The sequence below is a fragment of the Sphingomonas sp. FW306-05-A genome (assembly GCF_058782275.1).
This window is the reverse complement of the sequence record NZ_JBYSXN010000001.1, coordinates 332,913-356,091: the sequence shown is the minus strand read 5'-3', so window position 1 is coordinate 356,091 and position 23,179 is coordinate 332,913. Positions and strand designations below refer to the sequence as shown.

General features: G+C 67.0%; 20 protein-coding genes. 12 read left to right on the top strand and 8 right to left on the bottom strand.

What is annotated here, in order from left to right; all coding sequences use genetic code 11:
* The first annotated feature begins 36 nt into the window (after window positions 1-36).
* Window positions 37-315, top strand: a complete 279-nt coding sequence (locus AC3WJR_RS01680) for a DUF6916 family protein (protein WP_354284617.1) — start codon at window positions 37-39, stop codon at window positions 313-315.
* A 75-nt stretch (window positions 316-390) separates the two neighbouring features.
* The gene (locus tag AC3WJR_RS01675; protein WP_492721744.1) at window positions 391-1,560 is read left to right on the top strand and encodes a glycosyltransferase; all 1,170 of its coding nucleotides are present in this window, start codon (window positions 391-393) and stop codon (window positions 1,558-1,560) included.
* Between the two features lie 13 nt (window positions 1,561-1,573).
* Here AC3WJR_RS01675 and AC3WJR_RS01670 read toward each other — a convergent pair whose 3' ends face one another.
* Entirely contained in the window at window positions 1,574-2,419 is an 846-nt protein-coding gene (locus AC3WJR_RS01670) for a glycosyltransferase family 2 protein (RefSeq protein ID WP_492721742.1), read from the bottom strand.
* A complete protein-coding gene (locus tag AC3WJR_RS01665) occupies window positions 2,416-4,485 on the bottom strand; it encodes an HAD-IIB family hydrolase (protein ID WP_492721740.1) in 2,070 nt (689 codons plus the stop codon). The genes AC3WJR_RS01670 and AC3WJR_RS01665 overlap by 4 nt, the downstream gene beginning before the upstream one ends.
* A 28-nt stretch (window positions 4,486-4,513) precedes the next feature.
* Between AC3WJR_RS01665 and AC3WJR_RS01660 the strand changes: the two genes are divergently transcribed.
* On the top strand, window positions 4,514-5,818 hold the full coding sequence (locus AC3WJR_RS01660) for a glycosyltransferase family 4 protein (RefSeq protein ID WP_492721738.1): 1,305 nt from the start codon (window positions 4,514-4,516) through the stop codon (window positions 5,816-5,818).
* Here the strand turns inward: AC3WJR_RS01660 and AC3WJR_RS01655 are convergent.
* Together AC3WJR_RS01655 and AC3WJR_RS01650 are read right to left on the bottom strand one after the other, a co-directional pair.
* Window positions 5,734-6,630, bottom strand: coding sequence for a glycosyltransferase family protein (locus AC3WJR_RS01655; protein WP_492721736.1), 897 nt, complete (start codon window positions 6,628-6,630; stop codon window positions 5,734-5,736). The two genes, AC3WJR_RS01660 and AC3WJR_RS01655, sit on opposite strands and share 85 nt — an antisense overlap.
* Window positions 6,627-7,700 (bottom strand): glycosyltransferase family 4 protein, encoded by a 1,074-nt coding sequence (locus AC3WJR_RS01650; protein WP_492721734.1) that lies wholly within the window; start codon window positions 7,698-7,700, stop codon window positions 6,627-6,629. The genes AC3WJR_RS01655 and AC3WJR_RS01650 overlap by 4 nt, the downstream gene beginning before the upstream one ends.
* Window positions 7,701-7,894: 194 nt before the next feature.
* On the opposite strand from AC3WJR_RS01650, the gene AC3WJR_RS01645 reads away from it, so the two are divergent.
* From AC3WJR_RS01645 to AC3WJR_RS01635, 3 genes are all read left to right on the top strand, one after another.
* The gene (locus AC3WJR_RS01645; protein ID WP_492721732.1) at window positions 7,895-8,320 is read left to right on the top strand and encodes an organic hydroperoxide resistance protein; all 426 of its coding nucleotides are present in this window, start codon (window positions 7,895-7,897) and stop codon (window positions 8,318-8,320) included.
* Between the two features lie 251 nt (window positions 8,321-8,571).
* A complete protein-coding gene (locus AC3WJR_RS01640; protein WP_492721730.1) occupies window positions 8,572-9,822 on the top strand; it encodes an arsenic transporter in 1,251 nt (416 codons plus the stop codon).
* 48 nt (window positions 9,823-9,870) lie between these two features.
* Window positions 9,871-11,133 (top strand): MFS transporter, encoded by a 1,263-nt coding sequence (locus AC3WJR_RS01635; RefSeq protein WP_492721728.1) that lies wholly within the window; start codon window positions 9,871-9,873, stop codon window positions 11,131-11,133.
* A gap of 12 nt (window positions 11,134-11,145) precedes the next feature.
* On the opposite strand, the gene AC3WJR_RS01630 is transcribed toward AC3WJR_RS01635, so the two are convergent.
* Window positions 11,146-12,054 carry a LysR family transcriptional regulator gene (locus AC3WJR_RS01630; protein ID WP_492721726.1) on the bottom strand — a complete coding sequence of 303 codons (909 nt, stop codon included), beginning with the start codon at window positions 12,052-12,054 and terminating at the stop codon, window positions 11,146-11,148.
* A gap of 106 nt (window positions 12,055-12,160) precedes the next feature.
* Here AC3WJR_RS01630 and AC3WJR_RS01625 point away from each other — a divergent pair, with 106 nt between their 5' ends.
* Window positions 12,161-13,357, top strand: coding sequence for an MFS transporter (locus AC3WJR_RS01625; RefSeq protein ID WP_492721724.1), 1,197 nt, complete (start codon window positions 12,161-12,163; stop codon window positions 13,355-13,357).
* A 166-nt stretch (window positions 13,358-13,523) separates the two neighbouring features.
* Window positions 13,524-14,438, top strand: coding sequence for an EthD domain-containing protein (locus AC3WJR_RS01620; RefSeq protein WP_492721722.1), 915 nt, complete (start codon window positions 13,524-13,526; stop codon window positions 14,436-14,438).
* Between the two features lie 46 nt (window positions 14,439-14,484).
* On the opposite strand, the gene AC3WJR_RS01615 is transcribed toward AC3WJR_RS01620, so the two are convergent.
* Window positions 14,485-15,300 carry a response regulator gene (locus tag AC3WJR_RS01615; RefSeq protein WP_492721720.1) on the bottom strand — a complete coding sequence of 272 codons (816 nt, stop codon included), beginning with the start codon at window positions 15,298-15,300 and terminating at the stop codon, window positions 14,485-14,487.
* Between the two features lie 183 nt (window positions 15,301-15,483).
* Here AC3WJR_RS01615 and AC3WJR_RS01610 point away from each other — a divergent pair, with 183 nt between their 5' ends.
* Complete coding sequence (locus AC3WJR_RS01610; protein WP_492721718.1) at window positions 15,484-16,212, top strand: response regulator; 729 nt, start codon at window positions 15,484-15,486, stop codon at window positions 16,210-16,212.
* On the top strand, window positions 16,209-17,594 hold the full coding sequence (locus tag AC3WJR_RS01605; RefSeq protein ID WP_492721716.1) for an ATP-binding protein: 1,386 nt from the start codon (window positions 16,209-16,211) through the stop codon (window positions 17,592-17,594). The genes AC3WJR_RS01610 and AC3WJR_RS01605 overlap by 4 nt, the downstream gene beginning before the upstream one ends.
* A 90-nt stretch (window positions 17,595-17,684) precedes the next feature.
* Here the strand turns inward: AC3WJR_RS01605 and AC3WJR_RS01600 are convergent, their stop codons facing one another.
* The gene (locus AC3WJR_RS01600) at window positions 17,685-18,005 is read right to left on the bottom strand and encodes a hypothetical protein (protein WP_492721714.1); all 321 of its coding nucleotides are present in this window, start codon (window positions 18,003-18,005) and stop codon (window positions 17,685-17,687) included.
* Between the two features lie 249 nt (window positions 18,006-18,254).
* On the opposite strand from AC3WJR_RS01600, the gene bamA reads away from it, so the two are divergent.
* Both bamA and AC3WJR_RS01590 read left to right on the top strand, forming a co-directional pair.
* Window positions 18,255-20,846 carry an outer membrane protein assembly factor BamA gene (gene bamA, locus AC3WJR_RS01595; RefSeq protein WP_492721712.1) on the top strand — a complete coding sequence of 864 codons (2,592 nt, stop codon included), beginning with the start codon at window positions 18,255-18,257 and terminating at the stop codon, window positions 20,844-20,846.
* A 484-nt stretch (window positions 20,847-21,330) separates the two neighbouring features.
* Window positions 21,331-21,711, top strand: a complete 381-nt coding sequence (locus AC3WJR_RS01590) for a hypothetical protein (protein ID WP_492721710.1) — start codon at window positions 21,331-21,333, stop codon at window positions 21,709-21,711.
* Here the strand turns inward: AC3WJR_RS01590 and AC3WJR_RS01585 are convergent, their stop codons facing one another.
* A complete protein-coding gene (locus AC3WJR_RS01585) occupies window positions 21,712-23,031 on the bottom strand; it encodes a hypothetical protein (RefSeq protein ID WP_492721708.1) in 1,320 nt (439 codons plus the stop codon).
* Window positions 23,032-23,179: the final 148 nt, after the last annotated feature.

The window sequence follows — 23,179 nt, the reverse complement described above, 5'->3', positions numbered from 1 at the left end:
GTTATCGACGCGCGAGGGTTGGCCATGGGTCGGGCAATGACGTGTAACGAATTTGCGGGGCACGTCGGCACGACATTCTCGCTGGGCGTGCCGCGCGTCGGCATCATGCCGCTGACGCTGGTGGAGGCGTCGCGCCGTCGGGGGGGCGAAGGCGGGCGTGTACCCTTTTCGCTGGTCTTCCGCAGCTCGTCGGACGAAACCTGGCCGCACTCGACCTATCAGATGACACATCCGGTAATGGGCCGGATCGACATCGTCCTGGCACCGTTTCGCCGCGTCGAGAATGGTGTGGATTACGTCGCGACGTTCGACTGATCGGGCGATCATCAAACCCGCCGCTTTTCGCATGGCGGCAAGGCAACCGAAGGCGCTGCGTCGCGTTGCCCCGCCATGACGCCTAAACCGATCAGCTTCTTCATCCATCACCAGGGTCGCGGCCACGCCAATCGCGCGATGGCGATCATCCGCGAACTCCCCCCGGAGCGTCCGGTGAGCGTCCTGTGTGCGCGGCCCGAACTGTTCGACGGGTTCGACCGGCCGATCGACATTGTCCCGCTGCCCAACATGATCGGCGCGCCGGTCCCCTCCCCCGGGCTGTTCGCGCAGCCGACGCCCGAGATCATGCACTGCGTTCCGCTCGGCGTCGCGAAGACGCGGGGCACGATGCGGACGATCCTCGATCATCTCGACGATGTCGATCCCGCATTGTTCGTCGTCGACGTTTCCGCCGAGATCGCGATGCTCGCGCGGATCGCGAGTGTTCCCGCGATCAGCCTGCGAATGCATGGCGACCGGCTCGATCCGGGGCATCTGGGGGCGTATCAGGCAAGCGTCGGGCTGCTCGCCCCGTTCGATCGGACGTTGGAACAGGACGACACGCCAGACTGGGTGCGTGCGGCGACGTGCTACACCGGCGGACTGTGCACAACGGTCGACGCGATTCCGTCGCGCGAGGCCGCGCGGGCGAAGCTCGGGCTCGACCCGACACAGGAAATCATCGTCGTGCTGACCGGCGGCGGCGGGGCGGGAACACCCTATGCGCCGCTGACGATGGCGGCGCGCGCAGTGCCCAATGCATCGTGGCTGGTGCTCGGGCCGACCCACCGCGAGGGGCATGAGACCGATTTCGGCAACCTGCGCGAACTGGGCTGGGTCGCGGGCGTGACCGATTACATCGCCGCTGCGGACGTGGTCATCGCCTCCGCGGGGGACAATACCGTGCACGAGATCGCGCGTGTCGGGCGACCCTATGTCTGCGCCCCCGAATGGCGCTATTTCGCCGAACAGACGCGCAAGGCCGAACGGCTCGCCGAGGTCGGCGCTGCGGTGATGTTACGCGAATGGCCGGGCGCGCTCGCCCCGTGGCGCAAAATCCTCGATGCCGCGAAGGCGCTCGACCCGGCGGCGCTCGCAGCGCTGTACGACGCAGATGCCGCCCGCAAGGCGGCGACCTATCTTGAGGGCATGGCGGTGGATCTGTGGTCGGCGGAGGCACCGGTAGCGCCGGTTGCAGCGCAGGCCGCAGGGAATGACGCCCCGCCGCTCATGTCGGCGGCCTGAGCGCCGCCGACCGTCAACTGAACAGCGCGGTCGCGTCCAGCGTCGCGTCGATCTCGTCCCGGGTCGGCGCGCGCACTACGGTCAGCGCGGTGTCGTCGATCACAATCAGGCCGCGCTCCGCGAACTGGCCCAGCCAGTAATCCATGCACCACCGCCCCCAAGTCGCATGGAACAGCCGCGCGTTGCGCAGGATCGCGTCGAAATGCTGGAGCGGCGGGATATGGATCGGGTGATGCTGGTGATACGCCCGCGCACCGCCAACCCACGCCATCGTCACGCCAGCGCGTTCCAGCCGCGCTGCGAAGTCGGTCTCTTCGCCGCCATAGCCGATGTAGCGTTCGTCCATCCCGCCCGCGCGCCGCCAGTCGGCGGCGGACAATGCAAAGGATAGCCCCCACAACTCGCCGTGGCTCGGTGTGGCACGAATTTCATCCTCGGCCAGTTCCGGTTTCGCGGGATGCCGCACCCCGACGCGGTCTAGCGCCTCATCGTCGAGCCGTTCGACCCCGCCCGGCGGCAGATACAGAACATCGCCCAGCCGCACCCCCGCTGCATCCGCGGTTGCGGCATAGCGTTCGACCAGCCCCGCCGCCGGAATGCAATCGACGTCGAGCAGGATCAACTGCTCCCCCCGCGCCGCCTCGGCGGCACGGTTGCGCGCCGCCGCAAGCGGCATCGGGTCCCCCGGCACCAGCACCGACCGCACCGGAAAGCGCGTTTCGGGTAGGGGTGACGGCGCTTCCTGCATCCACGCGATGACGAGTTCGTCGGGCAAGCGCTTCTGGCGATTAAGACCCGCGATCAGATTGGCGAGATGCGACGACCGCCCGCGGACGATCGTCAGGACACTGATGCTCACGCGCGCTTGGCGGTCTTGCGGAAGTGCGCGACGCCTTCCAGGATTCCGTGTGCATGCGAACCGCGCGCGACGTAACAGCGGCTGAGGTCCTTCCGCTCGGCGAGCCCGTCGGAATGGTTGCCGACGATGATCGCGTTGGGGACCGAGCGCAGCATCTCGATATCGTTGCCGCTGTCGCCCGCAACGACCACCTGCCCCGCCGCCAGCCCGAGCGCCTGGCGGACATGCTCGACCGCGGTCCCCTTGGACGCCGCGAACGGCAGCACGTCGAGATAGCGCCCGTGGCTCTGGATGATCGTGCACGCCAGCCCGTGTCGATCGAGCAACGCGCGCAGCCGCCGCCCCGCATCGGGATCACCCTGGATCATGTAACTGAGCTTCGCGCGGCGCTGTTCGAGCGGGCTTTGTGGGGTCAGCCCGCCTTCGCGCGCGATGACCCCGGCGATCGCCTCACGGTCCCAGCCCGCAGCGACCTTCTCGTCCCACGCGATGTCGCGCGCATAGACCCCGCCCGGACGGCGGTGATAGATTTCAGAACCCACCGAGGAGATGACGATCGCGGGCAACGGCGCGTGATGCTGTGCCAGCACCGCCATCGCGCTGTGGAAACTGCGCCCCGTCGCGACCGCGAAAACCAGCGCGCGCTCGTCGCCATGCCATTGCCGGAACGCCGACAGCGCGTCCGCGCAGCCGAGCAGCGTGCCGTCGATATCGGACACGAGCAGGTTCTGCGGAATCGTGTCACGATCCGGTTGCGCCATCGGCGCGGCAACGACTTCGGCGAGCAGATCGGCGTAGATCGCGACATGTGCGTCCCAGTCATACGTCCGCATCGCCGTCCGTCCGCCGGCCGCATAGCGATCATACAGCGCGTCATCGGCAAGGATCGCGAGCAGGGCATCCGAAATCGCTTCCGGCGCGCGCGGATCGACGAGCAATCCGTTGCCGCAGGTCTCGACGATATCGTTCGGCCCGCCGCTGTCGGTCGCCACCACCGGCAGCCCCGCCGCCGCCGCCTCGAGCAGCGTCAGGCCGAACGGCTCGTTGAGCGCAGGATTGGCGAACACCCCCCGCCGCTCCCGCGCATAGGCATAGACTGCGGGAATGTCGCACGGTCGATGCGTCTTGGGATAGGCGACCTTGCCGTACAGATCGTACCGGTCGATCAGGATCAGCAGTTCGGCCAGATTGTCGCGCACTTCGGGTTCGAGCGTGCGCAGATCGTCGCGAGTCCCCGCGACGATCACCAGGTTCGCCGCCGCCTGCAACGCGGGCGAACGCCCGTACGCCTCGACCAGTCCTGCGAGGTTCTTCTTGGTTACGGGACGCGCGATCGCCAGGATGGTCGGCTTCGACGGATCGGTCAGAAAACGAGCGATCGCTGCGTCGATCGCCGGATCGGGCATGGCGTTCGCAAAGTCCTTCACGTCGCTACCCGGCGCGATGATGCGGATACGGCCCGGGTCATAGGCGTCGTACAACGCATATTGCAGCTCGGCCTCGTCGCGCGACGACGCAATGATCGCCGATGCGCCCGCAATCGCGCGGTCCTCGATCGCGATGCGCTGCTCCAGCCCGTCGAGCTCGCGACACGGCTTGTCGAACGCCGCGCGCTTCACATGGCCGAGCGAATGCGCGGTGAAGACATAGGGGATTCCCAACCGGTCCTTGATCGCGGCGGCCAGCGCCCCTGCATCGGCATAATGCGCGTGGATGACGTCGGGCCAGCGATCGAGCGCACTGATGTGCGCGACCGCCGCCTCGACCATGCTGTCATGCTGCGTCCACAGTTGTTCCTTGGCGAGATAGCCCGAGTCCACGCTGCGCAGCCGCACGATCCGCGTGTGATCGTCGATCGTCTCGATACACTGATCGTAACATTCGCCATGGACCGGATCGACGAAAGCGCGCGTCAGGATCTCGATCCGATCGATCGCCGGATGCGCGTCGCTCGCGCGCACCAGATCGAGCACGTAGCGGATGTGCCCGCCGGTATCAGCCGTCATGCCGTATTCCACATCGTGCCCCCGAAGGCAGCCCTGAAGTGCGATGTGGAGTACGAACATTGTTACCGTTCATTCTGGAGACAGAAAGATGGAACTGACTCACATTCATCGCAGTTCCGAAACGATGTACGGGAATTTAATTGATCCAGAGCAAGTATCCCCCCAGCTGCAGGTTGGTTTGCTGACGTGGGCGCTACCGCCCGAGAAAAGCGGGCTGTCCCGTGCGGCGCTGGAAATTGCCCATGCGGCGGCCGAAGCCGGTGCCAATGTCCGCGTGTTCACGCTGGATCGCAGCGGACGGGACCGCGACGGAGAACTCGAGATCATCGGGTGCGCCCCCCGCGGAGCGCTTGCCACGTTGCGGCGCACGGCGGCGCTGGGGCATCTCGCCGCGCCGCTCGCGTTCCGCGCGGCGGTCATCGCGGAGCATCGGAAACGGCGCTTCGACGTGATCGAGGCGACCAACTGGTATGCCCCCGGTGCCGCCATCGCCGCGCGACGGACGATACCGCTCGTCACGCGCAACTCCACGCCCGCCGCGATCACATTATCGCAGGAGCCGACGCTGCGTAACCGGGTCGACCGTGCGGGCGCGATCCTGATCGAACGGCTGTCGGCGCAGTGGAGTGCCGGGCTGATCTCGAACACCACGGCGCATGGCGACACCATCGCGGACCTGTACCGCGTGCCCCACCCCGGCTCCCATCACGCGGTGATCGGGCTGAGTTTGCCACAGGTCATCACCGAACGTGGGCAGAACGCCGCCTATCCGGGCGACGGCGGAACGGTCGAGCTGCTGTTCGTCGGGCGAAACGAGCCGCGCAAGGGGTTCGATGCATTGCTGGAGGCGATGACGATCCTTGCGACCGAGCACGCGACCGGGCGCCTGCCGGCGTTCCGGCTGACCCTGGTCGGCGCGCAGGAAGAAGACGTCGCTGCACTCCCAGCGCACGCGCGCGAAAGGCTCCGCCTGTTCCACCGCGTCGACGAGACCCGCTTGCACGATCTGTTCGCGGCGGCGCATGTCGTCGTCGCCCCGTCGCGCTACGAGAGTTTCGGCCTCGTCTATCAGGAGGCAATGATGTTCGGCCGCCCCGTCGTCGCCTGCGCCGAGGATGCAAGCGCGCGGCTGTTCGTCGGGGACAGCGGCGCAGGGATCCTCGCGACGACCTGCACCGGAGCGGACGTCGCCGCCGCGCTGCGCCCGCTGATCGAAGATCCAGCGCTGCGCATACGCTATGCCGCCGCTGGCCGCGCCGCGTCCGGCCAGTTCACGCGCCGCACGCTTGGGGAACAGACGCTCGCGGCCTATCGATCCGCGATCGTGTCGAACGGGCGCAACAAACGGGTTTCGTCCTCGGGCCGCGCGCCGTCGGCGGACATCGCGGCATAGGTCCGCGTTCGCGCTCGAACACGGACCGCATCGAGCCGATGCTCGATCACCCCTGACAGCGCGAGCGACGTCTGCGCGAACGGGACGACCGGGCGTTCGTGGACGTTCCCCGCAAAGCGCACGGCGCTTCGGTTGAGCCGGTACTGGATGTCGGGAAACAGCGCCGACTGAGCGCCATCGACGAGGTTGCACCGCGCGAGCCCCAACGACTCCAGCCCGTCGCCGTCCGCAGCCGCGACCAGCCACCCGAGACTGTCACGCAAGACCGCGTCGGGCCGCTCGTCGCTGTCCAGTTGCAAAACCCACCCTTCCCCGGCCAGCGCCTGCACGCGGTTGCGTTGTGCGGCGAAATCCCCGGCCAGCGGGTGCGCATGAAGCTCGACGCCGGGAAACGCATCGCCCCAGGGTGCAGCGTCGGGTGCATCGATCAGCACGATCCGTCGTGCGAACTCGGGAAGCGCCGCGACCAGCGCCGCCGCATCGGCGCATTCTTCGGGCCGGGTGATGATCCCGAGCGTGATCGCATGGTTGCGCGGCACAGCTGGACCCGCGCGATCGTGGTCCAGCACATAGCCGAACCGCCACGCCGCATTGCGCCACCCTTCCGCAGTCAGTGCCCAGCGATCGTTCGGAGCACCACATGCCAGACCTTCGCCGAGACGATGCAGCATCGCCGCGCGAACCCCGTCGAGCGGAACACCCGCATCGACCTGAAGCCCGCAATGCGTGCATTCCTCCCCACCGATTCGCGCGTGCCAGTCGGGGTTGGCGCACACCGGGCACCGCAGCCGTGCGACGTGCCGCGACGTCATCCGCGCGCCCGCGCGATCTGCGCCGCGTACAGGTCGACATAATCGCGCGCCATCCGATCGGCGGTGAAGCGCTGCTCGAACACGCGCCGGATCGCGCTGCGGTCGAGCATGGCGGCTTTGGCGACCGCTTCCGCTGCTTCCGCCTCGCTGGAGACGATGAAGCCGGTGACGCCCGGCTCGACGATTTCGCGCACGCTGCCCTTGTCCCACGCGATCACCGGCGTCCCGCACGCCATCGCCTCGATCATCACCAGCCCGAACGGCTCGGGCCAGTCGATCGGGAACAGCAGCGCCACCGCATTGCCCAGCAGGTCCTGCTTCGCCGCATCGTCCAGTTCGCCGACGTGGACGATCGCGTCCCCCAGCGCTGGCGCAACGTGCTTCGCGAAATAGGTCGGGTTGCCGACATCGACCGCACCCGCAAGCCGCAGCGGCATCCCCACCGCCTGCGCGATCGCGATCGCGCGGTCGGGGCGTTTCTGGTCGGTCATCCGCCCGATGAACGCAAGATAGCCGCCTGCCCCGTCGCCGATCCGATAGCGGTCGTGTGCGATGCCGTGGTGCACGATCCCGGCAAGGTTCGCCAACGGCAAGGCGGACGCCTGCGCCGCCGAGATTGCCGCCACCGGCAGGTCGGTGAAATGCCCGAAGAACAGTTCGCGGTCGCATTCGTCGAGCCGCCAGTGGACCGTCGTGATGCTCCGCGACCGCGCCGCGCCGAGTACGGCTGCGTGGGCGAATTCGCCGTGGCAATGGACGATATCGAATTGGCCAAGCCGCTCGGCGAGCAACCCCAATTGCATCGCCTCCAGCGCAGCCGGCACCCCCGGCGCGACATCCCCGCGCGCGTGTTTCAGCGCGGCAAGGCTCGGTCCGGCGGACACCAGCGTCGCGGAAGTCCGGCTGTCGGACGGCGCGAACAGCGTGACGTCATGCCCGTGCTCGACGAGCGCTTCGGTCAGGTCGTACACGATCCGCTCGGTCCCGCCCGATCCGTTCGGCGGGGTCGGGAAGATCACCGGGGCGACCTGTGCGATCCGCAGGCGTTGCGTGGTTGGTCCGTCGGTCATGATCCCCCTTTGGACGAGGCGTGATCCCCGACGGGAGGCTGGACGAATGCAGGTGGCGGTCGGTTCCCCGTGTCAATCGCGCGGGATACCGGGGGTGCGCAACCGATCTGCCTCCTCGTCCTTTATGATGAGGTCGGCATCCTAAGCGTGCATCGTCCGTTTGCGCGCTCCGACACCTTTGAAAGGCAAGCACAATGTCCATCGACGTCATTTACAAGACCAAGGCCACCGCAACCGGCGGTCGCGACGGTTCCGCACGCTCGGACGATGGGTCGGTCGACGTCAAGCTGGTCGTTCCCAAGGAGATGGGCGGCCCCGGCGGCGTCGGCGCCAACCCCGAGAAGCTGTTCGCGGCAGGCTATTCCGCCTGCTTCCTCGGCGCGATGAAGGCGGTTTCGGGCAAGGTCGGAGTCAAGGTCCCCGCCGATGCGACCGTAACCGCCGAGGTCGGGTTCGGTCCGCGTTCGGAAGGTGGCTACGGCATTACCGCCGACCTGACGATCACGCTCCCCGGCGTCGACAAGGCCGAGGCCGAGAAGCTCGCGCACGCGGCGCATGAGGTCTGCCCCTATTCCAACGCGACGCGCAACAACGTCGACGTCGGGCTTACTATCGCCTGACCTGACGGACGCGCCGATGGTCTTGACCCCGATAAACCGAACCTGAACGGGACGGTTCAGTCGATCGCCATTATCCCACTGATAACAGGCGAAAGATCAAGACATCGGCGCGGACGGCCGGGCACCGGGTGGGCAACCTTCACACTCTTTGCCCAACCGGCCCATTCTGCGGCCAACCCTTCGACCATCGGAGTTTGCGTGATGACCGTCCCGTTGCGCATATCGGAGCCCACCCGCCCGCGACGCCGTTCGTGAGCCTCGCGACGGGTGTAACCTGGGGCATTTGCGCGGCCTCTACCGCCGGCGTCATCACGCGGCCGTTCCGCTGGCCCGAAGCGATCTGGGCAATGCTGGGGGCGGCGTTGCTGCTCGTGTTCGGGCTGCTCCCGTTCTCCGCCGCGCTCGGCGCGATCGGCAAGGGCACGGACGTCTATCTGTTCCTGATCGGGATGATGCTGCTCAGCGAAACCTGCCGCCGCCACGGCCTGTTTGACTGGGTCGCCGCGACGGCGGTCAATCATGCTCACGGCTCACGCCCGCGCCTGTTCCTGCTCGTCTACGCGACCGGGATCGTCACCACGACGTTCCTGTCCAATGACGCGACCGCGGTTGTCCTGACCCCGGCCGTCTACGCCGCCGCGCGCAAGGCCGAGGCGGACCCACTGCCGCTGCTGTTCGCCTGCGCATTGATCGCGAACGCGGCGAGCTTCGTGCTGCCGATCTCCAACCCCGCCAACCTCGTGCTGTACGGCGGGCACATGCCCCCGCTCGGGCAGTGGTTCGCGTCGTTCGCGCTGCCCTCGCTGGCCGCGATCGTCGTGACGTTCCTAATCCTGCGCTACGTCGAACGCGCGCGGATCGTCGGTGACTGCCAGTCCGAGGTCGATCGCACCCCGCTGTCGACCGGAGGCAAGATCGCACTGGGCGGGATCGTCGCAACCGCCTCCGCGCTGCTGCTGGCATCCGCCTTCGACATCGAGCTCGGCCTGCCGACCTGCATCGCCGGGGTCGCGACGACGCTGGTGGTCGCGCTGGCGACGCGGAGCTCCCCCGTTGCTGTGGCGCGCGACGTCTCGTGGAGCGTCCTGCCGCTCGTCGCCGGGCTGTTCGTGCTGGTCGAGGCGCTCGATCATACCGGCGTGATCCGGCATGTCGCCGAGGCGCTCCGTACCGCCTCCGCCGACCCGGCGCGCGGTGCGCTCACCGCGGGCACGCTGCTCGCGTTCGGATCGAACCTCATCAACAACCTGCCCGCCGGATTGATCGCGAGCAGCGCCGTGCTTCAGGCGCACCCGCCGCAGATGGTGGTGGATGCACTGCTGATCGGGGTCGATCTCGGCCCGAACCTGTCGATCACCGGGTCGCTCGCCACGATCCTGTGGCTTCAGGCGATCCGGCGCGAAGGCGAAGACGTCGGGTTCTGGCGCTTCCTCAAGGTCGGTGCGGTGACGATGATCCCCGCCCTCGCCGCCGCCCTCGCCGCGCGCATCGCGCTCGGCTGACGTCCACTAACCGACCGCCCCCTCTCTCAAGCCCCGCGAGACCCCATCATGGCCACTGCCTTCGCTTCTGCCGCATCCGGCGGCTCGACACCGCGGCGCTCCAAACCGGGCAGCACGCTCGACGCGCTCAACTTCTTCCTCGCCGATGTCCGCGACGGGCTCGGGCCGTATCTTGCGATCTATCTCGTCGCGGTTCGCGGACCGGCGCATGGCTGGAACGAGGCGACCGTCGGGCTGGTGCTGACGATCGCGGGGATCGTCGGCCTGCTCGCACAAACGCCTGCGGGCGGCCTGATCGACCGCAGCAAGAACAAGCCGCGGATCGTGATGATCGCGGCATTGCTGGTGACGCTGAGCAGCCTATCGCTGCCGATCGTATCCGGCTTCACCGCGGTGACGGTGACGCAATCGATCGCCGCGGTGGCGGGTGCCGTGTTCGCGCCCGCCATTTCGGCGATCACGCTCGGCCTCGTCGGCCCCAAGCTGTTCGCCAAGCGCGTCGCGCGCAACGAAGCCTTCAACCACGCAGGCAATGCGGTGTCCGCCGCGCTTGCGGGCGTGCTGGCGTGGAAGTTCGGCCCGGTCGTGGTGTTCTGGCTGATGGCAGGCCTGACCGTCGCGAGCATCGCGACGACCTTCCGCATCCGGAACGACGACATCGACAATGCGGTCGCGCGCGGGCTCGATTGCGAGCCCGAGGAAGGCTGCGAGGAACCGAGCGGCTGGAAGGTGCTGGTCGAGAACCGCCCGCTGATGCTGTTCGCGGTGATCGCCTTCCTGTTCCACCTGTCGAATGCCGCGATGCTGACCTCGGTCAGCCAGTTGCTCGCCAAGACCGTAGGCAAGGACCAGGCGACCTCGCTGACCGCCGCGTGCATCGTCGCCGCGCAGCTCGTGATGGTGCCGGTTGCGATCCTCGTCGGGCGCAGCACCGAACGGTTCGGGACCAAGCCCATTTTCCTGCTCGCCTTCGCCTTCCTCGCCGCCCGCGGCGCGCTCTACACCGTGTCGAACGATCCCTATTGGCTGGTCGGCGTGCAGGCGCTCGACGGCGTTGGGGCAGGCATCTTCGGGGCATTGTTCCCGGTGGTGATCGCCGACCTGACCGAAGGCAGCGGACGCTTCAACGTCAGCCAGGGCGCGGTCGCGACGACACAGGGGCTGGGCGCGGCGCTATCCGCGTCGCTCGCGGGCGCGATCATCGTCTGGGCGGGGTATAGCGTAAGCTTCCTGACGCTCGCGGCGATCGCGGCGGCTGGGTTTACGCTCTATCTGGTGGCGATGCCCGAGACGAAGAAGGCGAAGCAATAGCCACGGCGCCGATCAGTCGATGCGGATCCCGGTGCTCAACACCTCGAGCACCGCATCGACCTTCGGGCTGAGCTGGCGACTGCGCTGCCAGACCAGATGGAGCGGCAGCCCTTCGGTCGCCTGATCCGGCAGGACTTCCACCAGCTCTCCCCGCGCGAGTTCATCCGCGATCAGCCAGGTCGCGAGTTGCGCGATCCCGAACCCCGCCTTGACCGCCTCGACCTGCGCCTCCGCACTGCCGAGCACGATCCGCGGCTCCATCGTGCGGTGTTCCACCCCGCCCGTGCCGTCGGCGAACCGCCACGCGATCGTGCTGCCATCCGCGCGACCGTAGAGGATGCAATCGCGCGCCATCACCTCCTCGACCGTCCGGGGCACGCCATACCGCGCAAGATAAGCGGGTGACGCACAGACGATCACGCGCTCCGTCCCGAGATAGCGATGCCCCAGCGCATCCGGCCATGCCGCCACCGTGCCGATCCGCACCGCAACGTCGATCCCTTCTTCGACGATATCGACCAGCCGATCGGTAAAGGTGATGTGCGGCCGCACGTTCGGATTACGCTCGGCAAAGCCGAGCAGCAGCGGCATCGCGCGCATCCGCCCGAACGCGATCGGCACGTCGACCTTGATCCGCCCGACCACTTCGGACCGATGCGACGCCAGCACCGCCTCCGCCTCGACCAGTTCCGCCAGCACGCGGACGCACGTTTCGTAAAACGCCGCCCCCGCCTCGGTCAGCGTCAGCCGCCGCGTGGTCCGGTCGAACAAGCGACTACCAAGACGGCTCTCGAGCCGCGCCATCGCCTTGCTGATTGCGGAACTCGACAGATTGAGCCGCTTGCCCGCGGTGGTGAAACTGCCCGCATCCGCCGCGGTGACAAAGGCCTCGATGCCCTTCAGGCGTTCCGACGGGATCATGGCGCGCTCACGATTAGGGAATTTTGGTCACAAGTTAGGCGAATTCTTACCGCGTGACGAGACGTTCCGTCATCCTACATCGGGCAGATCCGCTGGAGAATGCCCGATGCCGTCTGCCACTATCCCTACCGCCCATGCCGGGGCACCCCCGCAAACGCGCGGCAACGGCCTTGCCGTGCTGTTGCTCGCCATCTCGGCATTCGTGATCGTCACGACCGAGTTCATCATCGTCGGACTGTTGCCGGGGCTCGCGCGCGATCTCGACATCTCGGTCGCGGCGGCCGGGCAGCTGGTCACGCTGTTCGCGTTCACCGTGATGCTGGCGGGGCCGTTCCTCACTGCGATGCTGTCGCATTTCGAACGCAAGCGGCTGTTCGTCGTGATCCTGCTGATCTTCGCAGGGGCCAATGCGCTCGCCGCGGCGGCACCCAATATCTGGATCCTCGGATTCGCGCGCTTTCTCCCGGCGCTCGCGCTCCCCGTCTTCTGGGGCACCGCAAGTGAAACCGCAGGGACGCTGGCTGGCCCGGAGCGATCGGGCAAGGCGGTCGCGAACGTCTATCTCGGGATCTCGGGCGCGATGGTGCTCGGCATTCCGCTCGGCACGCTCGCCTCGGATGCGTTCGGCTGGCGCGGGACGTTCTGGGGCCTGTCGGGGCTGTCGTTGCTGATGGGCGTCCTGCTGTTCTTCGTCATGCCGACGCTCGCCCGCCCTGCCCGCGTCCGGCTCGCCGAGCAGGCAAAGATCCTCAAGGACCCGTATTTCCTCGGCAACGTCGTGCTGTCGGTGGTTGTCTTCACCGCGATGTTCACCGCCTACACCTATCTCGCGGATACGCTGCAGCAGATCGCGCATATTCCCGCGGGTCAGGTCGGCTGGTGGCTGATGGGGTTCGGCATCGTCGGACTCGGCGGCAATTGGCTCGGCGGGCAGTTCGTTGGCAAGGGGCCGCTGCTGGTGACCGCAATCGCCTCGCTGGTGCTCGCGGTCGGGATCGCGGCGACGACCCTGTTCGCCGGGTCGCCGGTCTGGCTCGGTGTCGCGCTCGCGGTCTGGGGCGTCGCCAATACCGCGCTCTACCCGATCTGCCAGGTCCGCGTGATGCAGTCGGCGAGCCATGCACAGGCGCTGGCGGGCACGCTCAACGTGTCGATGGCGAATGCCGGGATCGGGCTCGGCGCGATCATCGGCGGGGCGATCATCCTGCACCTTGGCTTGCCGAGCGTCGGCTATGTCGCTGCGGCGATCGCCGTGCTGGCGGTGGTGCTGACCCCGCTGGTCGCGCGACTGAAGCGCGGCTGAAGCGTTAGGCCTCCTTCTTCCTCCCCTCCCTGAAAGGGAGGGGATCGAGGGGTGGGTCGGCCCGATCATCTGACGGACGGCCAGCCTCACACCGACCCACCCCCAGCCCCTCCCTTCCAGGGAGGGGAGCAAAATCCGAACTCTTGCAGATCAAAGGAGCATCCGAATGCCCAAGGTATCCACCGATCACGACTACGCCGCCCGCGATGAGAGCATCGCGATCAACACCTACACCACCGTCCTGCGCCGCCCGCGCGTGCCGCACGAGCTGTTCGCGACCTATTGGCGCGACGTCCACGGCCCGTTGTGCTCGCGCGTTCCGGGGCTTGGCTGGTACGTCCAGACCCATTTCGACCGCGCGCAGGACGCGCATCTGTGGCCATCCGTGGAAGGGATCACCCCCTTCCCCGATTACGAACTCGATGGCGGCGTGGAAATCGGGTTCGCCTCCGCCGAGGATCAGACGACGTTCAACGATGCCAGTTCGATCCTGTTCGCAGACGAGCAGAACATGTTCGCCGCGACGGTCGCTTATGCGCTTCCGAAAGGATCGCGCACGCTCGTCGACCGCATTCCCGACCCGATCCCCAATGCGGATGACGGGTTTGACCGGATCCACGTCCACCTCGGCGCAGCGACCGACGATATCGGCGCGTTCGGAACGTTCCTGACCGATTTCGCGGAGAAGCTGGCGGCGCAACCAGCGGTGCTCAAGGTCAGGCTGCACCTGCCCGAACGCTACGACAATGCGAACCCCGCGCCGCCCGCACCCAATGTCGATCATCTCGTTCCGCCCGAACGCGCCGCGATTGGCATCCTGGAACTCGCGTTCGAGACCCCGCTCACTCGCCGTGCGTTCCTTGAAAGCGATGCGTTCGCGGCGATCGCGCAAGGGCAGCAGCAGCATGTCCGCCACGCCAGCGCCTTCGCGGTCAGCGGGGTCTACACCTACGTCCGTGACAAGACGCTGACGCTCGCCGGACTGCGCGGCAGCCGCCCGGCGCAACTGATCGAACGGCTCGGCGCGAACAACCAGGCCGCCGACGACGTTCGCCAGCTGATCCTGACCGGCCAACTCTGAACGGGTCGCAGCCCTCCGACCCATTCGGGACGAAGGGCCGCAGCAATCAGGCGGCGCGTGCCTCGACCCGCGGCAGGAACAGATAGCCGCGGTTGCGCACCGTGCGGATGATCTCGTCGCCGCCGTTGATCGCCAGCTTGCGCCGCAAGCGGCTGACATGGACGTCGATCGTACGGTCGTTGCAGCTGGGCACGTCGCGTCCGGTCAGATCCGCCAGATCCTCGCGCGAATGGACGATCTGCGGATCGCGCAGGAAGATCGCGAGCATCCGATATTCGGTTTCGGTAACGGCGACGATCACCCCGTCGGGTGCGGTGAGCTTGCGGCGACGCGCATCGAAACTCCAGCCGGCGAACGCATAACAATCGGTCGGTGCAGCGCCGGCGTTGCCGATCCCGGTCGTCGTCCCGCGTGCCGCGGTCGATGCGCGACGCCGCAGGACCGAGCGGATCCGCGCCATGATCTCGCGCGGGCTCGACGGTTTGAGGATATAGTCGTCGGCGCCCATTTCCAATGCGACGATCCGGTCGATCTCGCTCGAGATCGCCGAGAACATGATAATCCCCGGGCCATCCTCGACATGCATCAGCGACCGCAGGATCGACAGCCCGTCCTCGCCCGGCATCATGATGTCGAGCACGATCAGGTCGCAGTCGCGGCGGTCCAGCCGGTCGCGCAACGCCGCACCATTCGCCACCGCCTCCGCCCCGAAACCGTTGTCGACCAGGAATTCGGTCAGCAGTTCGCGCACGCCGGGATCGTCGTCGACGATCACGATCCTTGCGCCCGTGGCGGCGGGAATGGCAGCATTGGCGACGCCGGACGACATCGTGTCGCCGCTGGTATGGAATGTCATGGTCATGCGACTCCTGAAGGAAAGATGCTGCGGCGACGAACTGCAGCCTGTCCTTGGCGTGCATTCTTTTCCGGCTTGTTTCCCGCGATGTCCGCGCCGTTACAAAAGTGTGGCCCGGCGGCATCACCTGATAGGGGTGATCCGCGGATCGGACATACCGCGGACACATCGCAATCGCATCGCACCGCGATGACTACGGCTCTGCAGACCTCCCCATCGCCGCGTGACGCGCCTACGTTGCTGGTGGTCGACGACGACCACACCATCCGCACGTTGCTGACCGAAAGCCTCAGCCGCCACGGCTACCGCGTCGAAACCGCCTCGAACGCGCAGGAGATGGACGTCGTGCTCGCGCGGCACCCGGTGTCGCTGGTGCTGCTCGACATCATGATGCCGGGTGAGGACGGCATTTCCGCGTGTCGCCGGATCGCGCTGCGCGGTGGGCCGCCGATCGTCTTCCTCAGTGCGCTGGGGGACGAACCCGACCGAATCCTCGGGCTCGAAATGGGGGCGAGCCATTATCTGACCAAGCCGTGCAGCGCGCGCGAGATCCTCGCGACCGTCCGCGCCGCTTTGCGGGCACGGGACGAAATCGCCGCAGAACCGCGCTATTACTGCTTCCTCGACTGGCGGGTCGATTTCGCCGCGCGCGAGTTGCTCGACGGTAGCGGAATGCTGGTCGACCTGACCGACGGCGAATTCTCGGTCCTGCGCGCCTTCGTCAAGCGCCCGCGCCGCGTGCTGACGCGCGACATCCTGCTGGAGGACGCGCGCGGCCCGGATAGCGACGCCTATGACCGCGCGATCGACGTCCAGGTCAGCCGCCTGCGCCGCAAACTCCGCGCGCGCGACGACGAGATCATCCGCACGATCCGCAACGAAGGCTATTTCTTCGTGCCATCGGTGACGCGCGCATGACCGTCCGTGCCGCGGCAGACCCGCTTCCCTACCCCGCCACCACGCCTGCGAACGCCCAAAAGTCCTGGCCGCTGTTCCTGCGCATCTTCACGATGATGCTGGCGACCGTGCTGCTCGTGCAGATCCTCAATTTCGGCGCGTTCCTGCTGATGCCGCCGCCATCGCCGACGATCTTCACGACCAGCCGGATCGCCGCGGTCGCGCGGAGCGGGCGCGATGCCAGCGGGTTGTTGACGGTGCGCATCGCGGATGCGCCGACCATCGCCGTGTCCAACCCGCGCGACCTGGCACTGGCGCGCGCGATCGCGTTCGATCTGCGGTTGCCGATCGGATCGGTCGTCGTCCATTCGGGGCAACACAAGGGCCCGACGATCATCGGTGCCTTCCGCCCGCCGATCCCCGCCGGCATGGTCAGCCCCCGGCTGCGCCAGCGTCGCGCGATGGACGATGCGTTGTTCGGCGATTTCACGGTATCGGTTCGCCATCCCGATGGCGGCTGGCGCAGGATCGAGCCGGTCGAGCGCCTGCTCCGGCCGTGGCGGTTGCGCTTTATCCTGTGGTTCGTGCTCGCGGTTCTGGGGATCGCGCCGCTTGCGTGGTGGGTCTCGCGCCGGATCGCCAAGCCAATCGCCTTGTTTGCGGGCGCGGCCGACCGGCTCGGGCGCGATCCGCGCGCCGCACCGCTGACGCTGTCCGGCCCGCCCGAAATCACCGAGGCCGCCGCCGCGTTCAACCAGATGCAGGAACGGCTCAATCGCTATGTCGAGGATCGCACCACGCTGATCGCGGCGGTCGCGCACGATTTGCGAACGCCGCTGATGCGCCTGTCGCTGCGGCTCGAAAAGGCCCCCGATGAGATCCGGCTCGCGGGCGAGGAGGACATTCGCGAAATGAGCGACCGCATCGGCGCCGCAATGGCGTTCGTCCGCGAAATGACGCGGCATGTCCGGCGGCAACGGCTCGACCTGCGCTCGCTCGCCGAAAGCGTCACCACCGACGCGGCCGATGCGGGGGGCGACGTGACGCTGCTACCCGGTCCTGCGATCGGGATCGACGGGGACGCTCCGTCGCTCAAGGCGGTGCTGACCAATCTGGTGAGCAATGCGGTGAACTATGCGGGGAATGCGCAAGTCTCGCTCAGCGCCGGCAAGGGCGTCGCGATCATCGAAGTCCGCGATACCGGCCCGGGCATGGCCCCCGCCGATCTCGCCCGCGCGTTCGAACCCTTCTTCCGTGCCGAACGATCGCGCAACCGCGACACCGGCGGCACCGGGCTCGGGCTCGCCAGCGTCCGCGCCGTGGCACGCGCGCATGGCGGCGACGCGACGATCGAGAATCACCCGGACGGCGGGCTGCTCGCGCGCGTCACGCTGCCGGTGTGAGCCCGTTCCCCTGCGCGTGGCAGGGGAACCGGGTGGATCAGGGGACGAAGCGCCACCAGTTGTGCGCGGCGAACAGCACGATCCGCAGCATCACTGGAACGTCGCCCCGCCCGCCAGCATCTTGGACGCGCTGATCCCCTGCTGTTCGAGGAACTGGTTGAGCCCGGTGACGAGTTCGAGCGCCGCGGTCGTGGTCAACGCGACGCGACCGACGACCACGCGTTCCATCGCGGGTTGCGGACGGCTATGGTCGCACCGCGCGCTCTCCAGCGTCAGGACGATCACGCCCTGCATATTGGCGATTCCGGAATAGCCGGTCGCGAAGATTTCGGGCGCGAACGGATTGTCGACATAGGGCGGCTCCTCGACCTTGGGTTCGGGAACGATCGGGCTCTTGATGGCAACGTACATGGCAGGCCTTTCAAACGCGCGCGCCGGATGGGGGAAACGGTGCGCGAGCCCGTTGGTGCGCCGCGCGAATGTCTGCCGCGTGTCCCGCGCTTGACCGCGCCGACACAGTTGCCGCCGCGCCCCCGGCCAGGGTTGCGCGACATGACGAGGTATGCCCGCACCGACGCATCGCGTGGCGCAGACGTCACATGCGAAAATCCGCCGGACACATGCGCTCCCTAGCTCGCGAAGCTGGTTGGAGATGCAGTAATGATATTGGTGTTGGGCGTAGGCCCGATCGTTTTCGCGTCCGCCGTCGCATCGGGTACGGCGCCCCCCCAGACTGTTCCCGCCCCCATTGCCGCCCCCGCTACGCCCCCCGCCGCGTCCCACACGATCCGGTCGATCCGCGTCGACGGCGTGCAGCGGGTCGAGCCCGAGACCGTGCTCTCCTACACCAAGCTGCGGACGGGCCAGTCCTTCACCAATGAGACGCTCGATCAGGCGATCAAGGACCTCTACGCGAGCGACCTGTTCGCCGACGTGTCGATCGCGGGCGCGGAAACCGGCGACATCGTGCTGCGCATCCGCGAGAATCCGGTGATCAACCGCATCATCTTCGAGGGCAACAAGCGGCTCAAGGAAGACAAGATCCGCAAGGAAGTGAAACTCGCCCCGCGCCAGATCTTCACGCGCGCCGCGGTCCGCCAGGACATCGCGCGGATCATCGAGCTCTACCGCCGCCAGGGCCGCTTCGCCGCGTCGGTCGACCCCAAGATGGTCAACCTCGACCAGAACCGCGTCGACGTCATCTTCGAAGTCAGCGAAGGCCCCAAATCCAAGGTCCGCCAGATCAACATCCTCGGCAACGCGCATTTCTCGGACGGCAAGCTGCGCGAACAGATGGCCACCAAGGAAGCGCGGCTCAAGACGATGCTGAGCTCCAACACCAGCTACGATCAGGACCGCATGGCCTATGACCAGCAAAAGCTCCGCCAATTCTACCTGACCGAGGGCTATGCCGACTTCAAGGTCACCTCCGCGGTCGCCGAGCTGACCCCCGACAAGCGCGATTTCATCATCACCTATGTCGTCGAGGAGGGAAAACGCTACAAGTTCGGCGACGTGACGGTCGACAGCGACATCCGCGATTTCGACAACACAAAACTCGCCGCGAGCCTCGGGATCACCAAGGGCAGCTGGTACAACGCCAAGCAGGTCGAAACCGCGGTCGACTCGCTGAGCGAGGCGGCGGGCACGTTCGGCTATGCCTTTGTCGACGTCAGCCCCGATTTCCAGCGCGACAAGGACACGCTGACGATGGGGATCAATTTCCACGTCGCCGAGGCCAAACGCAGCTATGTCGAGCGGATCGACGTCAACGGCAACACCCAGACCAAGGACAAGGTCGTCCGCCGCGAGATCCGGCTTGCCGAAGGCGATGCGTTCAGCAGCTTCCAGGTCAAGCGATCGCAGGACCGGATCAACTCGCTCGGCTATTTCCAGGACAAGTTCGAGATCAAGCAGACGCAGGGCTCCGCCCCCGACCGCGTCGTGCTGACCGCCGACGTGCAGGAAAAATCGACCGGCGAACTGTCGCTCTCCGCGGGCTATTCGAGCCTCGAGAAATTCATCATCCAGGCGTCGATCAAGCAGCGCAATTTCCGCGGCATGGGGCAGGAACTGCGCGCCAGCGTGAGCTACTCGACCTATTCCAAGTCGGTCGAGCTGGGGTTCACCGAACCGTATCTGTTCGACAGCAACGTCGCGCTCGGCGGCGACATCTTCCGCCGCGATTACCGGTCGTACAACACCGTCGGCGACACCAACACGACGACCTACAAACAGGTCTCGACCGGGTTCCAGATCCGCGCGGCGGTCCCGCTCAGCGAATATTGGAGCGGCGCGGCGCGCTACGGGCTCAGCTACGACCAGGTCTCGCTCGACCAGGCGACCTATTACACCAACGGCAGTTGCGACGTCGCGCTCGCGGGATCGTATCTGTGCGACGCGATCGGCAACCGCTGGACCTCGTCGGTCGGCTATTCGCTGATCCGCGATTCGCTCAACAGCCGGCTCAACCCGACCAAGGGGTCGCGCCTGTCGATCAGCCAGGATTTCGCAGGGCTCGGCGGCGACACGCATTATCTCCGCTCGACCATCGTCGCGTCCAAATTCTGGGGGCTGGGGGCCGGTTTCGTGCTCAACGCGCAGGCCGAGGGCGGGCATATCCAGGGGATCGGGCAGGACGTGCGGCTGACCGACCGCTTCTTCCTCGGCGATCCGCAGATCCGCGGGTTCGACATCCGCGGCGTCGGCCCGCGCGTGACGCGCGCTTATTACGATACGTCGACCGTCCCCGCGACGCTGACGGCGACGAGCAACAACACGACCGAGGCGCTCGGCGGCAACACCTATTATCGCGGGCGGCTCGAGCTGCAATTGCCGCTCGGCGCAGGCGCGCGCGAACTCGGGCTGCGGCCGTCGATCTACGCCGACATCGGCGCGGTGTTCGGCGGCAAGACGCCTACGCTCGCGGATAGCTGCGCCGCCGCGATCATCGCCGGGGTCGCCTGCACCGGGGCGACGCGGCAATATACCGACAGCAACGGCGCGCCGCTGTATCTCGATTCATCGGGCGCGAGCACGACGACCAACACCGGCACGCCTTACACCTATGCGCTGAGCGCCTACCGCGAGACCTATTCGGGCAACAGCCCCCGCCCCCGCGTGTCGGTCGGCGTGGGGGTCAACTGGAACTCGCCGTTCGGCCCCTTGCGGATCGATCTGGCGAAGGCGCTGATCAAGCAGAAGGGGGATGACACCAAGCTGGTGACGTTCAACGTGGGGGGGCAGTTCTGAGGGTGGTTGGGGTGCTGGCGGGAGCTGGCAAGGTGTCTGTGGCGTAGGAGGGGCAACGTTGATCCGTGTGTTCGGGACAGGAACCGCGAACGAATGAACGAATGCGGACTGCTCGCGTAAAGCCCGATGGCGGCAGCCGACATGGCGGCGCCTCCTTTACTGACAACGATTGAGTGTTCGGAAAGAGCACTCGTTCTCGAATGGCGAATAGTGGGACGAAGCCGTCGTTCGCACCCTAGGCGTCGACGGTCGGCTTCTGGCGGCAGCAGACATTCGAAGGACTTTCAGCATTCCTTATCGGAAGGAGTAGACCTGGCCACTACGGTCCTGAACGTTCCAGGCAGGCGACGGTGATGAGCTGCCTTCGTTAGGCGCTGCATCTTCTTCGGCTGAACGGGTCCGCTCCGACCCATGGGCGGGAGGGATGGCGCGATAGGTGGCCGACGTCTAGCGTCGTAAAGGCATTAGCAGGGGTCAGATGGGAATGACGAAGGAATACGAGGCGCTGGCGGATACGAGCGAGGTTCGCCTTCTTGAGATGATAGGCGAGGCGGCGCTCGAGGGGCCCGACGGTGCGGAATACGCCGCCGCCGGCGCTGGACTGGGTGCGCGACAGCCCAGAGGCGAGCGCCTCCGCGCCGCCGCCGACGCGTGGCTGGCACGGAACCGCGACGCGCTGCACGACGCGGTGTGCGGCAACGTCGTGGTCCGCAAGCTGTTCTCGGCGGAACCGGGCGCCACCGTAGAGATCGCGCGCGCGGTCGGCGACGCTGTGGCATCGCTGCACCTGCTCGTCCCGGTGCCCACGATCGCAATGCTGGTCGCTCGCAAGGGGCTCGACTGGATCTGCGGCCCGCAGCCCTGATCAGCGGCAGGCGGCGAGCAACTCTTCCAGCTGCTCGTGAAGCGTTGCCGACGCGTTGACCATCAGCTCCTGGGCCCTGTCGTCGATCACGGGGATTAACGAGCGCTGTACCTTGCCGTCCGCGAGGAAGACACTGGGGATCGCGAGCGGGCCGGCCGACGTGCCGATCGCCGACATCCGCTGGAAGTCCAGCACGCCGCCCGAGGGGCGGAGCTGCCTGACGTTGCCCGCGCCGGCGGCGACGCACTGCAGGTAGACATCGACGAGCCGGGGCATGTCCGGCAGCGTGGGCAGCGCCAGCCGACGTTCGGCGCCGTCCATCACCGCGTTCTCGGTCGGCAGTCCTGCACCGCGTAACCCTGCGGCCAGCCATGCGTCATCGTCTCCGTCGAAGCGCGGCGCGGCCACGGCGATGGCCGCGAAGAGGAAGCCGGGATCGAGCCGTTCCATTAACCGGGTGATCCGGGCGACGGCGTCGGGCGAACCAGGCGCCCCCCGAGCGAACCGGGCCGGCGGGCCGGGGTCCAGTTCGAGACCCTGCGTAAAGTTGAGCGCCACGCCCGCGGCCCTCGCCGCCAGTCGGTAGGCGTCGATAGGGTCGCTCGCGCCGGACCGTGAGGCCACCATGTGCGCGGGAGCCGAATATAAGGTCAGCTCGTGGTCGTAGAACATTTCCTGCTGGCGCCCGTTGAACCGTCGCCATTCAGGACTCTCCTCACCCTTCGCTGCCACCTGCCGCGCGTCGTGGTCGAGTTCCGCGAAGACCGCGCGGGTCTCGAACAGGGCCGCCTCGGTAAGCGGTTGCCGGGAAACCATGACGGCCTGATCCTCGTCGGTAAACCTGACGAAGATGATCGGATCCCTCTCGTCGGACCGCCCTGCCATGTCGAAACCGGCCCCGATGCTCGTCCCCCAGCTCCAGCGCGGCCGGTCGCCGCCGGCTGGCCGGTACCCCTTGCGCACCTCGGTGAAGTATTCGCGCCGGTAGAACCGGCGCTGCCGGTCATGGTAGTCGAGCATCGAGGGGAGACCGGCGACGTCGCCCTCCAGCTTGTCGGCGAGCCCGTCGAGAGCGCGCATCAGCGCATCAAGCAGCTCGCGGCCGACGACGGTCGACATGTGGTCGACCGAATGCTGGTATTCATGGACCAAGATCGGCAGGCGCTCCGCAGTCCACGCGAGGCAGTAGGCATCGTCGCCGGCGCTTGCCGGGTTGAAAACGTCCGCCTTCATGTGGACAGCCAGATCGTGCGGCGAGTAATAGGCACGCGGCGACACGTTCGGAAAGTAGCGGGCATCGAGACTGCGAGGCTTGTCCATGACTCTGCCTTAGCGCCGTCACTGAATGGCCGCCACCGGCGCGATAATCGACGAGAGGATACCCTTATTCGTCGCCCTGAGCCGAAAAGCCGGGGGACAATCTCTACCTTGATGTTGCCCCCAACGTGCTTGGCGGTCTTCCTGACCG

Coding starts and splice junctions, on each gene's coding strand:
- AC3WJR_RS01680 (WP_354284617.1), top strand. CDS start 37: ATGACGTGTAACGAATTTGCGGGGCACGTCGGCACGACATTCTCGCTG.
- AC3WJR_RS01675 (WP_492721744.1), top strand. CDS start 391: ATGACGCCTAAACCGATCAGCTTCTTCATCCATCACCAGGGTCGCGGC.
- AC3WJR_RS01665 (WP_492721740.1), bottom strand. CDS start 4,485: ATGTTCGTACTCCACATCGCACTTCAGGGCTGCCTTCGGGGGCACGAT.
- AC3WJR_RS01660 (WP_492721738.1), top strand. CDS start 4,514: ATGGAACTGACTCACATTCATCGCAGTTCCGAAACGATGTACGGGAAT.
- AC3WJR_RS01655 (WP_492721736.1), bottom strand. CDS start 6,630: ATGACGTCGCGGCACGTCGCACGGCTGCGGTGCCCGGTGTGCGCCAAC.
- AC3WJR_RS01650 (WP_492721734.1), bottom strand. CDS start 7,700: ATGACCGACGGACCAACCACGCAACGCCTGCGGATCGCACAGGTCGCC.
- AC3WJR_RS01645 (WP_492721732.1), top strand. CDS start 7,895: ATGTCCATCGACGTCATTTACAAGACCAAGGCCACCGCAACCGGCGGT.
- AC3WJR_RS01635 (WP_492721728.1), top strand. CDS start 9,871: ATGGCCACTGCCTTCGCTTCTGCCGCATCCGGCGGCTCGACACCGCGG.
- AC3WJR_RS01630 (WP_492721726.1), bottom strand. CDS start 12,054: ATGATCCCGTCGGAACGCCTGAAGGGCATCGAGGCCTTTGTCACCGCG.
- AC3WJR_RS01625 (WP_492721724.1), top strand. CDS start 12,161: ATGCCGTCTGCCACTATCCCTACCGCCCATGCCGGGGCACCCCCGCAA.
- AC3WJR_RS01620 (WP_492721722.1), top strand. CDS start 13,524: ATGCCCAAGGTATCCACCGATCACGACTACGCCGCCCGCGATGAGAGC.
- AC3WJR_RS01615 (WP_492721720.1), bottom strand. CDS start 15,300: ATGACCATGACATTCCATACCAGCGGCGACACGATGTCGTCCGGCGTC.
- AC3WJR_RS01610 (WP_492721718.1), top strand. CDS start 15,484: ATGACTACGGCTCTGCAGACCTCCCCATCGCCGCGTGACGCGCCTACG.
- AC3WJR_RS01605 (WP_492721716.1), top strand. CDS start 16,209: ATGACCGTCCGTGCCGCGGCAGACCCGCTTCCCTACCCCGCCACCACG.
- AC3WJR_RS01600 (WP_492721714.1), bottom strand. CDS start 18,005: ATGTACGTTGCCATCAAGAGCCCGATCGTTCCCGAACCCAAGGTCGAG.
- bamA (WP_492721712.1), top strand. CDS start 18,255: ATGATATTGGTGTTGGGCGTAGGCCCGATCGTTTTCGCGTCCGCCGTC.
- AC3WJR_RS01590 (WP_492721710.1), top strand. CDS start 21,331: ATGACGAAGGAATACGAGGCGCTGGCGGATACGAGCGAGGTTCGCCTT.
- AC3WJR_RS01585 (WP_492721708.1), bottom strand. CDS start 23,031: ATGGACAAGCCTCGCAGTCTCGATGCCCGCTACTTTCCGAACGTGTCG.